The organism is Angustibacter sp. Root456, from assembly GCF_001426435.1.
Taxonomy (GTDB): domain Bacteria; phylum Actinomycetota; class Actinomycetes; order Actinomycetales; family Angustibacteraceae; genus Angustibacter.
Genome location: NZ_LMER01000020.1, coordinates 292,645 through 306,275 on the forward strand (window position 1 = coordinate 292,645; position 13,631 = coordinate 306,275).

The 13,631-nt window shown below is 74.4% G+C and carries 11 protein-coding genes; 6 read left to right on the forward strand and 5 right to left on the reverse strand.

The genetic code is table 11. From position 1 onward, the window contains the following. Positions 1–149 precede the first annotated feature (149 nt). From ASD06_RS16140 to ASD06_RS16155, 4 genes are all read right to left on the reverse strand, one after another. Positions 150–788 carry an ATP/GTP-binding protein gene (locus tag ASD06_RS16140; protein ID WP_056680013.1) on the reverse strand — a complete coding sequence of 213 codons (639 nt, stop codon included), beginning with the start codon at positions 786–788 and terminating at the stop codon, positions 150–152. Next, positions 769–1,170 carry a DUF742 domain-containing protein gene (locus ASD06_RS16145; RefSeq protein ID WP_200942258.1) on the reverse strand — a complete coding sequence of 134 codons (402 nt, stop codon included), beginning with the start codon at positions 1,168–1,170 and terminating at the stop codon, positions 769–771. The genes ASD06_RS16140 and ASD06_RS16145 overlap by 20 nt, the downstream gene beginning before the upstream one ends. Before the next feature lie 5 nt (positions 1,171–1,175). Continuing rightward, positions 1,176–1,628 carry a roadblock/LC7 domain-containing protein gene (locus tag ASD06_RS16150; RefSeq protein WP_056680015.1) on the reverse strand — a complete coding sequence of 151 codons (453 nt, stop codon included), beginning with the start codon at positions 1,626–1,628 and terminating at the stop codon, positions 1,176–1,178. A 114-nt stretch (positions 1,629–1,742) separates the two neighbouring features. Then, on the reverse strand, positions 1,743–5,441 hold the full coding sequence (locus ASD06_RS16155; RefSeq protein WP_056680018.1) for a nitrate- and nitrite sensing domain-containing protein: 3,699 nt from the start codon (positions 5,439–5,441) through the stop codon (positions 1,743–1,745). A gap of 195 nt (positions 5,442–5,636) precedes the next feature. On the opposite strand from ASD06_RS16155, the gene ASD06_RS16160 reads away from it, so the two are divergent. Next, on the forward strand, positions 5,637–6,269 hold the full coding sequence (locus tag ASD06_RS16160) for a molybdenum cofactor guanylyltransferase (protein ID WP_056680021.1): 633 nt from the start codon (positions 5,637–5,639) through the stop codon (positions 6,267–6,269). Here ASD06_RS16160 and ASD06_RS16165 read toward each other — a convergent pair. Next, a complete protein-coding gene (locus ASD06_RS16165) occupies positions 6,211–7,443 on the reverse strand; it encodes an MFS transporter (protein ID WP_056680023.1) in 1,233 nt (410 codons plus the stop codon). The genes ASD06_RS16160 and ASD06_RS16165 overlap by 59 nt on opposite strands. Before the next feature lie 154 nt (positions 7,444–7,597). On the opposite strand from ASD06_RS16165, the gene ASD06_RS16170 reads away from it, so the two are divergent. The 5 genes from ASD06_RS16170 to ASD06_RS16190 all read left to right on the forward strand — a co-directional run bounded on the left by ASD06_RS16170 (position 7,598) and on the right by ASD06_RS16190 (position 13,553). Continuing rightward, positions 7,598–8,575: an NAD(P)H-quinone oxidoreductase gene (locus tag ASD06_RS16170; RefSeq protein ID WP_056680026.1), complete on the forward strand. Its 978-nt coding sequence runs from the start codon at positions 7,598–7,600 to the stop codon at positions 8,573–8,575. A gap of 241 nt (positions 8,576–8,816) precedes the next feature. Beyond that, on the forward strand, positions 8,817–9,398 hold the full coding sequence (locus ASD06_RS16175) for a PadR family transcriptional regulator (protein WP_056680029.1): 582 nt from the start codon (positions 8,817–8,819) through the stop codon (positions 9,396–9,398). Further along, entirely contained in the window at positions 9,395–10,162 is a 768-nt protein-coding gene (locus ASD06_RS16180) for an ABC transporter ATP-binding protein (RefSeq protein ID WP_056680031.1), read from the forward strand. Before ASD06_RS16175 ends, ASD06_RS16180 begins: the two co-directional genes overlap by 4 nt. Beyond that, positions 10,159–12,927, forward strand: a complete 2,769-nt coding sequence (locus ASD06_RS16185; RefSeq protein WP_056680034.1) for an FtsX-like permease family protein — start codon at positions 10,159–10,161, stop codon at positions 12,925–12,927. Before ASD06_RS16180 ends, ASD06_RS16185 begins: the two co-directional genes overlap by 4 nt. Then, a complete protein-coding gene (locus ASD06_RS16190) occupies positions 12,924–13,553 on the forward strand; it encodes a M15 family metallopeptidase (RefSeq protein ID WP_056680036.1) in 630 nt (209 codons plus the stop codon). Before ASD06_RS16185 ends, ASD06_RS16190 begins: the two co-directional genes overlap by 4 nt. Positions 13,554–13,631 lie beyond the last annotated feature (78 nt).

Here is a 13,631-nt window from a genome sequence, read left to right on the forward strand (position 1 = left end):
TCGACGCGATCCGTCCACATGTCGAGACGCCCTGCCGCGTGATGATGCGCCCCAGCGCCGACGGCGACCGGGGACGCGCCAGCGCCCCGTGACCTGGAGAGGTCACGGGGCGCTGGCGTGCATGATCACGCCCGGGAGTGCGGGTCGGGTCAGGCGCCGGTGAGCCGCTGCATCGCCAGCTGGACGACGGAGATGAGCGCCTGCTTGGTCGCCGCCCGAGCGCGGGCGTCGGTGTAGAGCATCGGCACGTGCGCCGAGATCGCGAGCGCCTCGCGGACGTCCTCGAGCTGGTGGCGCGCTACGCCGTCGAAGCAGTTGACCGCGACGACGAACGGGATCTGCCGAGCCTCGAAGTAGTCGACGGCCGGGAAGCACTGGTCGAGCCGGTCGGTGTCGACGAGCACGACGGCGCCGATCGCGCCCTTGACCAGGTCGTCCCACATGAACAGGAAGCGGTCCTGGCCCGGCGTGCCGAACAGGTAGAGCCACAGGTTGCCCGGGAGCGAGATGCGCCCGAAGTCCATGGCCACGGTGGTCGAGGTCTTGCGGTCGGTCACGCCGCCGGCGTCGTCGACGCCCACGGAGTGCTCGGTCATGGCCGCCTCGGTGCGCAGCGGCTCGATGTCCGAGAGGGACCCGATGAAGGTCGTCTTGCCGACGGCGAAGCCGCCCGCGACGACGATCTTGACGACGGTGGGAGGGCCGTCGGGAGCGCCCGCGGCAGTGGGCGTACCCGGGGCTCCTGCAGGCGTGCCCTGCGGGGCGACGTCAGAGCGAGGAAATGCCATTGAGAACACTCTCCAGGACGCTGAGGCTGGTTGCCGGGGCTGAGGTGGCCGAGACCGATCCGGTCCCGTGGATCCGGAGCTGGCCGGAGTCGGCGAGGTCGCTCACGAGCACCCGCATGATGCCGACGGGGAGGTGGACGTGAGCCGAGAGCTCCGCCACAGACAGGTACTGCTCACTGGTCAGCTCGAGGATCTTGCGACGCTCGGGCGTCAGGCCGACCTGGTCGGGGCTGGCCAGACCCTGCACGAGGGTCTCGACGGGCAGCGGCTCGTTGGTGGTCGTCCGCGTGCGTCCGCCGGTGACGGCGTACGGGCGGACGGCGTAGGTCAGGTCGTCCGCCTCGTCCTCTTCCAGGTCTGCTGGGAAGTCGAGGGGGTCCACCGGGATCACCCGTTGGCCCCGGCCCGCACCGCGCCGGCGACGGGGAGGCGCGAGCGCATCTCCGACACCAGCTGCGGGGTGAGCGTCGCCTCGGTGCGGCTCACCAGCAGGGCCATCTCGTAACCGATCAGACCGACGTCGCAGGTGGCGTCGGCCATGACCGACAGCACCGAACCGTCGCTGATGCTCATGGTGAACAGGAACAGGGTGTCCATCTCGACGATGGACTGCCGCACCTCACCGCAGCGCAGCTGTCGAGCCGCCCCGCGGGTGAGGCTGGACATGCCCGACACGATCGCCGCCAGCTGGTCGCCGCTGGTGCGGTCGAGGTCGTCGGACATCGCCATGAGCAGCCCGTCGGCGGACACGACGAGCGTGTGCCGGACGCCGGGCACGCTCTTCACGAAGTTGTCGAGGAGCCAGCTGAAGTTGGCTGCCTCGGTGCTCATCGTCGTCACGGTGGTGGTCCTCCGTCGCATCTGCGGGGTAGTGCTTGGCTGGTTGATCGGACTGGGTGGTGCTGGGCTTGAGCGGATCTCGGTGAGGAGTGTCCGCTCGGGCGAGCAGGGGGCTCAGGCCTCCGGCTCGTGGTGCTCGGCCGCGGATGCGGCGGGGGACGTGCGGCCCCGCTCGACGCCGGCGCGGAAGCCGCTCAGCATCGTGCGGACGTCGGCAGCGTTGCGGGCTCCGCGGCGTGCGCCGATCGGCTCCTCAGGCTGCTGACGCGTGGCCATCTGCCCGGCGGGCGTCGCGAGCGGCGTCCGGCGGGTCAGGCTCGTGGGGGCGGCCGCCTCGACGGCCTGCGGGCTGTACGACGACAGGGCCGACAGCTCCGACAGGGCCTCCGAGGCCATCGCCGAGCGCTCGCGCAGCGAGGCTGCGGCGGCCAGGGCGGGCAGGGCGGGCGGGGCGAACGCCGGCTCCGGCGTCGGCGCCTGCTCGGCCACCGGCGGCGGCGCGAACAGCGACGACGGCGCGGCGACCGGCTCACTCGGCTGCGGGGGGGAGCCGAACAGCGAGCTCGGCGCGGCCTGCACGGGCGCGGGGGTCGCGGGGGGCGCCGGCTGGGCGGGCACCGGGAAGGTGCTCGTCACGGCCGGGACCGGCGTCGCCGGCACGGGCGGCACGGGCGGCACGAGGGGCACGGGCGGCAGGGGAGCGGGCGCGGGGGCCGTCGACGTCCGCGCCGGCAGTGGCTTGGAGCGGCGCAGGCGCGAGCGGCCACCGCGCGTGGGCAGGATGTCCATCGCGGGCACGCCCACCGGCGGCAGGGCCGGCACCACGGGCACCGCTTCGGCCGCTGGCTGCTCGTCGGCGACGACCGGCTGGACGGCGGTCTCGGCGTCGGTCTCGGCGTCGGTCTCGGCGGCGCCGTCAGCGTGCGAGGTCGCGTCCGCGGTCTCGCGGGCGAGCTCGGCGAGCGTCGAGCGGGCGGCGCCGGGGTCGGCCACCGCGGCGGTCGGCTCGAAAGTCGGCTGCGCCTCGAAGGTCGGCTCGAAAGTCGGCTCCGCCTCGAAGGTCGGCTCGAAAGTCGGCTCCGCCTCGAAAGTCGGCTCGAAAGTCGGCTCCGCCTCGAAGGTCGGCTCGAAGGTCGGCTCGGCGTCGACCAGGGTCAGGTGCGACTCCGGGGCCAGCCCCGGGATCTCCTGCAGCTCATCCTCGATGACCGCGACGGGCTCGACGGACTCGACGGACTCGACCGACTCGACCGACTCGACCGACTCGGCGACCTGCCAGTCGTCGTCCAGCGGGCTGGGGGCGGGCTGGGCGCGCGTCGGCAGCGCGGGGGTCGACTCCTCGAGCACCGGCACGAAGGCCGGCCCCTCCGAGGCGTCGTCGAGAGCCGCCGGGGTCGCGTCGCCGAAGGAAGGCGGCGGCACGGAGCCGACGGTCTCCTCGACGTCGCGACGCGAGCGGAAGTTGCTGAAGATGCCGCCACGCGGGCCCTCCGGAGCCGCGGGGGCCGGAGGGTGCGGGGCCGCGGGCGCCGCACTGTCACGGACGCGCTTGGGCAGCGACGCGCCGTCCGCGCTGTCGCCGTCGGCGGGCGCCGGCAGCACAGGCACGCGGGGCTCGACCCGCGCGGTGACCGTCTCGGTCGCCGTCTCGGTCGCGGTCTCGGTCGCGGTCTCGGTCGCCGTCTCGGTCGCCGCGGCGGGCGCCTCGTTCGCGGGGACGTCGGCGGCCTGGCCACGGCGCGGCAGTCCGGACGCCGCCTCGCTCGGGACCACGGGCACGACGGGCGGGGCGATGCCGGCCGGGGAGACGGTGGAGTCCACGGACGTCTGCGCGTCGCTGGACGCCGCCTCGCCCGACGGCGTGGCCTCGACGCTCGTCTCGACCGGCGCCGCGTCGATCTCGACGGCGGGCAGGTCGGCGACGGTGCCGGCGACGAACAGCGCCGGCGGCAGGTCGATGGTGACGACCGTGCCCTGGGTGCGGCCCGGACGCAGCGCGACCGTGGCGTCCAGGCGGCGCGCGAGGCGCCCGACGACGTAGAAGCCGAGGCGCTGCGAGCCGACCACCTCGGTGGCGGGCGGGGCGGCGATGCGCTGGTTGGCCTCGGTGATCTCGTCCCAGGTCATGCCCAGGCCGAGGTCGGTGATCGTGATGCGCACGCCGGAGCTGCTGAAGGCGGTCGAGGTGACCACGCGGGTGTCGGGGTTGGAGAACTGCGTCGCGTTCTCGAGCAGCTCGGCGATCATGTGCGCGGTGGTCAGGGCGACGTGACCCACCATGGGCGGGTCGGCCTGCAGCGCGAGGTCGACGCGGTCGTACCGCTCGATCTCGGAGACGGCGGTGCGGATCACGTCCGACAGCGGCATCGGACGGCGCAGGCGGCGTCCGGCGTCGATGCCGGCGAGGACGATCAGCGACTCGGCGTTACGACGCATCCGCGTCGCGAGGTGGTCGAGGCGGAACAGGTTGTCGAGGGTGTCGGGGTTCTCCTCGGTGCGCTCCAGCTGGTCGATGAACGACAGCTGGCGCGAGAGCAGGACGTGGTTGCGGCGGGCGACGTTGACGAACATCTCGGCGATCGAGGCGCGCAGGGCGGCCTGCTCCTCGGCGACGCGGACGGTCGTGTCGTTCACGTTCTTGAACGCGAGGGCGAGCTGGCCCACCTCGTCGCGGGAGTTGACCTCGATCTCGGGCATCTGCACGCCGGGGCCCTCGCCCGGCGTCGCCATGCGCTCCACCATCTTCGGGAGCTCCTCGGCGACCTCACCGGCGGTGACGGTCAGCCGGCGCAGGGGGCGGGTCATGGCGCGGGCGAGCACCAGGCCGAGGCCGACGAGCAGGGCCACGAGAGCCAGACCGGCGGCCAGCAGCACCACGGCCTGGCGGCGGGCGTCGGCCGACGACGCGGCAGCGAACTTCGCGGTGGTGGCGGCCAGCGGCTCGAGCTGCTGGCGGATCGCGTTGACCCGGGCGGTCGCGGACTTGATCCAGGCGCCCTGGCTCGTCGCGGGCTTGGTGCCGCTGAGGCTGGCGACGATGTCGAGGCGCTGCGAGGTGAACGCGGCGCGCTCGTCGATCGGCTGGTAGAGCGCCGCGTCGAGCGCGTCGGCCTGCGCCTTGGTGGCGTTCAGGCGGAACTGCTGCACGGCCTCGTTCTGCAGACCCTGCAGCGACGACAGCTGGACGGCGCTCTGCGGGTCGGCGCCACCGGCGGCGATCACGGCGGCGCCGATCTCAGCCTCCTGGCTGGCCAGCTCGACGAGGTTCGCGAGGTTGGAGTAGGCGGCGAGGCTGCGACCGATCTGGCGGTTGGAGAGGGAGTCACCGATGCGCTGCGGCAGCGCGACGTCGAGGGCGATCATCGCGTCGTAGCGCGCGGCGACCTGGTCGGCCTGGGCGTGACCCGACGCGATGTCGGCCCGCACCTCGGGCAGCTTGTTGTGGGCGGCCTCCGACGCCGCCACGGCGGCGACGGCCTCGTTCGACAGCGAGCTCAGGTCGAGGCTGTTGACGAAGTTGCGGGTCTCGAGGAGCGCGACGTTGGTCGCCTCCTGGGCGAGCGTGAACTCGTTGACCTTGTTGCCGTTGGCGGTGCCGTTCACCATCTGCAGCGCGAGGCTGCGCTCCTGGTGCAGGCGCAGCACGAGGTCACCGAGGCCGTTCGCGCCGCTGGCGAGCCGCTCGACCTTGGCGGCCTGGCCCGCTCGGGCGAAACCGGCGGTCGCCACGACGGCGGCACCGATCATGAGGACCACGATGGGCAGCGCCAGGACCGCAAGCAGCTTGGTCCTGATCCCTCGGTTACGCAGCATGGTGCCCTTCCCTCTGTCGCCGGTCAGAGCCTCTTCGGCGCCGCCGGAGTCGAGATTGAACGCGCAACGGTGGGCGTTCACCCGTTCGGGTCAGTCGCGGCGTGTCATCCACGGTCCGCACTGCTTCATCGGTAAGGGACGGCTCGACCTGTAGGGAGGGGCGCAGCCCGAGGCCGGGACGTCGATACTGGGCGGATGCTGCACCAGGTCGTGGTCCTCGCCGGCGGTGCCTCGCGGCGTCTCGGCCACGACAAGATCGTGGCCGCGCTGGCCGACGGCACGGTGCTCGACGCGTTGCTGGACGCGCTCGACCAGCGGTTACCCGGCACGCCCGTCGTGTGCGTGGGTCCGCCCCGGCCCACCCGGCGTCAGGTGACGTGGCTGATCGAGGACCCGCCGGGCGGTGGCCCGGTGGCGGGCCTCGCCCGGGCGCTCGACGACGTGCCGGACGGCGCGTGGCTGGCGGTCGTGGCGGGTGACCAGCCGTTCGCCGGGCCCGCGATGGGTCTGCTGGCGCGCGAGGCCGCAGTGGCGCCGCTCGACGTCGACGCCGTGCTCGCACTCGACGGCGGCCGCCCCCAACCGCTGCTGGCCGCCTACCGCGCCGGCCCGCTGCGCGCCGCGATCGGCGACGACCGCGCCGACCGCTCGGTGCGCTCGGTGGTGCGCGCCCTGCGCGTGCGTGAGGTGCAGGTACCGGAGGGGTCCGCCTTCGACGTCGACACCACGGCCGACCTCGAGCGAGCGCGGGCGCGGGCCCGGGGCGGCGTCACGCAGGAGCGGGAGCCGGCTCAGGTGAAGCCGCCCCCGCCGAGCCGAACGTCGTGACGCCGGGCACGAGGAACACCGCGTAGGTGCTGATGAGCATCACCGCAGCAGCCACGACGGCGAGCGGGCCGACGCCCACGGCCGCCGCGACGGCGGGTGTCACCGCGAGCGCGATGGGCTCCAGGCCGAAGGTGGCGAGGCTCTCGAGGCTGAACACGCGCCCCTGGACGGCGGGCGGGAACTCGGTCTGCAGGGCGCTGAACCACAGCACCGAGAACCAGCCGATCCCCACCCAGCTCACGAGGTTCACCGCACAGAAGGCGATCAGCGGCAGGTCGACGACCAGCACGAGGGGCAGCAAGCAGCAGGGCGCGAGCGCGTTCATGGCCGACAGGCCGGGGCGGCGGGGCGACGTGCGGGCGACGAGGGCCGAGCCGATCACGCTGCCCACGAAGCCCGACGTCATGAACCAGCCGTAGGCGCTGCTGCCGTAGCGGTCCAGGGCCACCACGGGGATCAGCGCGAAGGCGGGTGCGAACAGGCACAGCACCTGCAGGGTGCCCTGCAGCATCACCACCGCGGCCCAGGGGCGACGTCGCACCTCGGTGACGCCGTCACGTGCCTCGTGCAGCACCCGGCGCAGCCCGCCGCCCGGCGTCCGCTCGCTCACCGGCGGCAGACGCAGCCACAGCAGGGTGAGGAGACTGGCCACGAAGGTGCCCAGGTCGACGAGGATCGCGTGGCGCGCATCCCACACGGCGACGAGGACGCCACCGAGCGCCGTACCGGCTCCCAAGCCGAGGCGCATCGTGGCGGTGTCGAGCGCGTTGGCGCGGCGCAGGTCGTCGGCGCCGACGAGCTGTGGGAGGGCGGCGCGGTGGGCGGGCTGGTGCAGGGCGACCCCCGCACCGACCAGTGCGCTCGCGAGCAGCAGCAGGGGCAGCGGGCCGGAGCGCGCGAGCAGCAGTAGGCCGACGACGCCGGCACCGCGCGACACGTCGGCGAGGGCCATGACCGCGGTGCGTGAGTAACGGTCGACGAGCACCCCGCTGCCCAGCAGGAGCACGGCCATGGTCGCCGACTCGGCTGCCAGCACCAGGCCGTAGACCTCGCCTCCGCGCGCCGGGATGACGAGGGCTGCGACGGCAACGAGGGTGATGCCGTTGCCGACCACGCTGGTGGCCTGGCTCAGCCAGAACGCCCGGAAGCGAGGGTCTCGCAGCAGCTCACGCACGAGCGACGAGTGTGCCGCTCGGGCGGTGGCCGCCGCACCCGGTTTCCTGGTCGCCGTCCGGCAGATACCCGCCTTCTTCCGGTGGTCTCAACCCCGCGGACCCCGTGCTGACCGGAAAGGGGCGGGTATCTGCGGGCCTCCGTAGAGTCGGCGCATGCGAGCGATCACGACGGACGGCGCGGGTGGCGTCGAGGTGCTGACGGTGAGCGAGGTGGCAGACGCCGTCGCTGGGCCGGGCGAGGTGCTGGTGCGCGTGGCGGCGTCCGGCGTCAACCGGGCCGACCTCATGCAGCGGATGGGGCACTACCCGCCACCGCCCGGCGCCTCGGAGTACCTCGGGCTGGAGGTGAGCGGCACCGTCGAGGCGCTGGGCGAGGGCGTCGACGGGTGGGCCGTCGGAGACGAGGTGTGCGCGCTGCTCTCGGGCGGTGGGTACGCCGAGCTCGTCGCGGTGCCCGCCGGCCAGCTGCTGCCCGTGCCGTCCGGCGTCTCGCTCGTCGACGCGGCCGCCCTGCCCGAGGTGACCTGCACCGTGTGGAGCAACGTCTTCATGACAGCGCACCTCATGCCGGGTGAGCTGCTGCTCGTGCACGGCGGGTCGAGCGGTATCGGCACGATGGCGATCCAGCTGGCGTCGCAGGTGGGAGCGCGCGTGGCGGTGACGGCGGGGTCGGCCGAGAAGCTCGAGCGCTGCCGCGAGCTGGGCGCCGAGGTGCTGGTGAACTACCGCGACGACGACTTCGTCGAGCGCGTGCGGGCGGCCACCCACGGGCGCGGCGCCGACGTCGTGCTCGACAACATGGGGGCCAAGTACCTGGCCCGCAACGTCGAGGTGCTGGCCCCCAACGGCCGCCTGGTCGTGATCGGGCTGCAAGGCGGACGCAAGGCCGAGCTCGACCTGGGCGCCCTGCTGAGCAAGCGGGCCGCCGTCGTCGCGACGTCCCTGCGCGCGCGGCCGGTGGCGGAGAAGGCGGCGATCGTGGCGGCAGTGCGCGAGCACGTGTGGCCGCTGGTGGATGCCGGAGCGGTGCGGCCCGTCGTCCACGAGCGCCTCCCGCTCGAGCAGGCCGCCGACGCGCACCGGCTGCTCGAGGACTCCACCCACGTGGGCAAGGTGCTCCTCACCCCCTGAGCCACCTCTCCCGTCTTTTGGCGCGGTGGCACCCCGTCGCCAACCTATGGCAGCTGGGTGCCCCAGTCGCCGACGACTGAGGCGGCGGCGAACGCCACTGGGTGCCCCCGCCGCCAACCTATGGCGACGGGGTGCCACCGCGCCCAAACCACGGGGAGAGGTGGTTGACGGGTGGATGGATACCGCGTATACATGCTGCTCACGGGCCGCATACGCGGTATGCACCACCTCAGGGGGACCGATGTCGATCAGGCAGGGACTGCTCGCGCTGCTGGCGCAGCAGCCGATGTTCGGTGCGCAGCTGCGCGCCGAGTTCGAGGCTCGCACGGGCGGCACCTGGCCGCTCAACGTCGGCCAGGTCTACTCCACGCTCAGCCGGCTGGAGCGCGACGGGCTCGTCGAGGCCGCAGGGGGGCCGGACGAGGACGGACGCATCGCCTACCGGCTCACCGACCAGGGCCAGCAGGTGGTCGGCCGGTGGTGGCTCACGCCGGTCGACCGCACCGACCACCCCCGGGATGAGCTCACCATCAAGCTGGCCCTCGCCGTCACGGTGCCCGGCGTCGACGTCCCCGCGGTCGTGCAGGCTCAGCGCACCCAGACCCTGCGCTCGCTGCGCGACCTCACCCGCCTGAAGCAGCGAGCGACCGACGCCGACGACCTCGCGTGGCTGCTCGTCCTCGACAACCTCGTCTTCGCGGCCGAGGCCGAGGTGCGCTGGCTCGACCACGTCGAGGCGCGCCTGCTGCGCAGGGCCAGGGACCCGCGCCCTGCGGCGCCGGCGAGCGATGCGGTCGACGCCACCGAGCAGGTGCGGCGATGACCGCCCCGGCGCAGACCACGCGCCCTGCGCAGGACGTCGCCACCGCCGTCCTGGAGCTGCGCGACGTCAGCCGCGTCCACGGCTCGGGCGACACCGCGGTGCACGCCCTGCGCTCGGTGAGCCTCACCGTGCGCCCAGGTGAGCTCGTCGCGGTGATGGGCCCGAGCGGCTCGGGCAAGTCCACGCTGCTGACCCTCGCAGGCGGTCTCGACAGCCCGACGTCCGGCGAGGTGCTCGTCGAGCAGCAGGCCCTCTCGCAGCTCAAGCCCACGGGCCTGGCGGCGCTGCGCCGCCGGTCGCTCGGCTACGTGTTCCAGGACCTCAACCTCATCCCGGCCCTCACCGCCGTCGAGAACGTCATGCTGCCGCTCGAGCTCGACGGCGTGCGCACCGGTGCCGCGCGCCGCCAGGCGCAGGCCGCGCTCGAGGAGGTGGGCATCGCCGAGCTCGCCGACCGCTTCCCCGACGAGATGTCGGGCGGCCAGCAGCAGCGGACGGCGATCGCCCGCGCCCTGGTCGGCGACCGCCGTCTGGTGCTCGCCGACGAGCCCACCGGGGCCCTGGACTCCGAGACCGGCGAGGCCGTGCTGCGCGTGCTGCGCGCCCGGGTGGACGCCGGAGCCGCCGGACTGCTGGTGACCCACGAGGCCCGGCACGCCGCGTGGGCCGACCGAGTCGTGTTCCTGCGCGACGGGGTGGTCGTCGACACCACGGGCGACCCGGCCGAGCCCGAGCACCTGCTCGACGACGGACACCGGGCGTGAGGCCCCGCGGTTGGCGCGCCGCCCTGCGGGTGGCGCGCCGGGACGTCCTGCGCGCCAAGGGCCGCAACGCGCTGGTGGTCGCCATGGTGGGCCTGCCGGTGCTGGGCGTCACGACCTTCGCGACCGTCTACACCACCGACGACGTGTCACCCGTTGAGGCGTTGCCGCAGCAGATGGGCGCGGCGCAGGCGCAGGTGCTGCCGGTGAGCCGGCAGCCCGTCGACCAGGAGGTCGACGGAGCGAACTGGGTGCAGGTGCACACCGCGGAGGGCCAGCCCGAGGGCGAGGAGCCCAGCGACCCGTGGACGCTGCCCGAGCTGGAGCGCGCCGTCGGCCGTCCGGTGCTCTCCGTCACCACCACGGGCGCCGCCGTGCGCACCGAGCGCGGACGTCTGTCGGCCCACGTCGTCGCAGCCGACACCCGGGCACCGATCCTCGCCGGGTTCGTCGAGCTGCGCAGCGGTCGGTTGCCCGCCTCCGGCGACGAGGCCCTCGTGTCGCCCTGGCTCGCCGAGCACGGCTTCCCCGTCGGCTCGCGGGTGGTCGTGGAGGGCAGCGGCGGCGACGACGCCTCGGCGCCCCCACGCGGGTCGGCCCAGGTGGTCGGCGTCGCCGTCGTGCCGTCGAGCTTCGACAGCGCCGTGGTCGTGGCGCCGCCGAGCTCGCCCGCAGCGGCCGCCGCGGACGGCGACGTGACCACCACCTACCTGCTGACCGGTCGGGAGCCGGTGAGCTGGGCCCAGGTGCGCGCATTCAACGCCAAGGGACTGGTCGTCGTGTCCCGATCCGTGGTGCTCGACCCGCCGAAGGACTGGCAGTCGACGCTCTCCGACCCGGGGGCCTTCTCGGACGGCAGCTCGTCCGCGCAGAGCCGCGCCGTGCTCGTCCTCGTCGTGTTCTCGATCGTGCTCGAGGTGATCCTGCTCGCCGGGCCCGCGTTCGCCGTCGGGGTGCGCCGTCAGCGCCGCCAGCTCGCGCTGGTGGTGGCCGCCGGGGGGACAGCGCGCGACGTGCGCCGGATCGTGCTCTCGCAGGCGCTGGTGACGGGCGGGCTCGCCTCGGCCGCGAGCGCCGTGGCCGGCATCCCGATCGCCGCGGTCGTCGTCTGGGTGCTGCCCCGCGTGCGCCCGCAGACGACCCTCGGGCCGTTCGACGTCGCCTGGCTGCCTCTGCTCGCCGCCGCCGCGCTCGGGGCGGTGGCGGCGATCGTGGCGGCCTGGTTCCCGGCCCGGTCGGCTGCCCGGCAGGACGTCGTCGAGGTGCTCGCCGGACGTCGGGGCCAGCTGCGCTCGCACCGCGGGCTGCCCGTGCTGGGCCTGGTGCTGCTCGCCGCTGGCGCCGGCGCGGCGCTGGTGCGCGGCACCCGGCAGGGCGGCGAGTTCTGGGTCGCGGGAGGGACGCTCGTCATGGTGCTCGGCGCCATCGCGCTCCTGCCGGCGCTGATCGGCGCCGTGGGCCGGCTCGGTCGCCGCCTGCCGCTCGGCCTGCGGCTCGCCGCCCGCGACAGCGCCCGCCAGCGGGGCCGCACCGCGCCGGCGGTCGCCGCGGTCATGGCCGCCGTCGCGGGAGTCACCACCCTCGCGATCGGCGCCAGCAGCGACTTTGCCCAGAGCCGCGCGGAGTACCGGCCCCGGCTGGCACCCGGGGTCACGACGGTCCAGGCGGGCGACGTCGACGCGACCTGGTGGGCGTTCGCCGCCCAGACCGTCGCGGGCCTCGTGCCCGGACGCCAGCTGCTCCCCACGGGCGAGCTGGGCCGCACGCACCGGCTGTCGTCCTGGCAGCCGGGCGTGTACGTCCGGCCGCAGGGCTGTCCGGCTGTCCCGGAAGGATCGGACACGCCGCCGCGGTGCAGCAACTGGCAGTTCGGCGGCACGAGCGAGCAGACGCCCGTCAACTGGAACGGGACCACCTCCGTCGTCGCCGATCTCACGACGCTCGACGCCCTCGGCTACCGCCTGACCCCCGAGCAGCGGACGGTGCTCGACAACGGGGGCGTGCTCGTGCCCTCGCCCGCGCTCATCGACGACAGCGGGCACGTCCGGCTGACGACGTACGAGACCAACTACGCCGACGACACGCCGATGGTCCGCGACGTCCGCACGGTGCAGCTGCCCGCGGCGGCGCTGGCGCCTCATCGCGAAAACGGGCTCCTCACCGTGGTCGGGGCGGTCGTGACGCCCGAGACCGCGAGCGCGGCGGGCCTCGCCTGGGCGCAGAGCGGCGGGGTGCTGTCGCCGTCGAGCACGCCGCTCGACCGCGACACCCAGAGCCGCCTCGCCGAGGTACTGCGCGGCAGCGCGCAGTACGTCGACGTCTACACCGAGCGCGGGTTCGACGAGAAGTTCACGTTGCCGCTCGTCGGCCTCATCGCGATCGCGGCCCTCGCCGTCCTGGTCGGCACCCTCACGGCCACCGGCCTCGCCCTCGTCGACGGACGACCGGACGCCGCCACGCTGGCTGCCGTCGGTGCCCGGCCGCGCACCCGCCGGGTCATGGCGGCGGCGCAGGCGGTGGTGATCGGGCTGCTGGGCAGCCTCACCGGGATCGCGGTGGGACTCGTGCCCGGGCTCGCCGTGACCTGGCCGTTGACCGCCGCGCGGTTCGACGAGGCCACTGGCAGCACTCAGTGGTCGTCGCCGACCATCGACGTGCCGTGGCTGCTGCTGCTCGTGGTCGGGGTCGGCGTCCCGCTGCTTGCCGCGGCGGTGGCCGGGCTCGGCGTGCGCTCGCGGCTGCCCCTCACGCGACGGCTGGGCCAGTGAGCGCCGACGACGACCGGCCGGGCGAGCACGCGACGTACGTCATCGACACGCGGCGCGACCGCCGGCTGCGGATGGCGTGGCGGGCGTCCCTCGTCGTGGCGATGGTGCTCGTCGCCGGGCCCGCGTGGGACGCCGCCCGCGGCGCCTTCGCGGACGGCGCCACCCCGCCGGTGGCCGACGCCGGCACCGCGTCGAGGGCGCCGCAGGCGCTGGAGGCCGGCGACCCCGCACCCGTCGAACCCTCGGGCACCGGCGACGTCAGCCACCTGCAGCCGGCGATGAAGCGCGCGCTCGACCGCGCCACCCGCGACGCCGCGGCAGCCGGGGTCGACCTGCGGGTCACCTCCGGGTGGCGCAGCCGGGCCAAGCAGCAGGCGCTGTACGACCAGGCGATCATCAAGTACGGCTCGGCGCAGAAGGCGCGGCGGTGGGTGCTGCCGCCGTCGCAGTCCGAGCACGTGCAAGGCGGGGCCGTGGACGTCGGGCCGCGGCCGGCCGCAGCCTGGCTCGAGCAGCACGGCGTGCGATACGGGCTGTGCCGCCGCTACGCCAACGAGCCGTGGCACTTCGAGCTGCTCGCGCCCCACAAGGGCCAGCCCTGCCCGACCCTGGAGCCGCACGCGTGACCGGCGACGAGCGCCGGCGCCGGCTCAAGCTCGCGCGGCTGCGCCAACGGCAGACCATCGCACTGCGTCAGGCCGCGC

Excerpts from the sequence above, each read along its gene's own strand:
- ASD06_RS16140 (WP_056680013.1), bottom strand. The coding sequence starts at position 788 with ATGGCATTTCCTCGCTCTGACGTCGCCCCGCAGGGCACGCCTGCAGGA.
- ASD06_RS16155 (WP_056680018.1), bottom strand. The coding sequence starts at position 5,441 with ATGCTGCGTAACCGAGGGATCAGGACCAAGCTGCTTGCGGTCCTGGCG.
- ASD06_RS16160 (WP_056680021.1), top strand. The coding sequence starts at position 5,637 with ATGCTGCACCAGGTCGTGGTCCTCGCCGGCGGTGCCTCGCGGCGTCTC.
- ASD06_RS16170 (WP_056680026.1), top strand. The coding sequence starts at position 7,598 with ATGCGAGCGATCACGACGGACGGCGCGGGTGGCGTCGAGGTGCTGACG.
- ASD06_RS16175 (WP_056680029.1), top strand. The coding sequence starts at position 8,817 with ATGTCGATCAGGCAGGGACTGCTCGCGCTGCTGGCGCAGCAGCCGATG.
- ASD06_RS16180 (WP_056680031.1), top strand. The coding sequence starts at position 9,395 with ATGACCGCCCCGGCGCAGACCACGCGCCCTGCGCAGGACGTCGCCACC.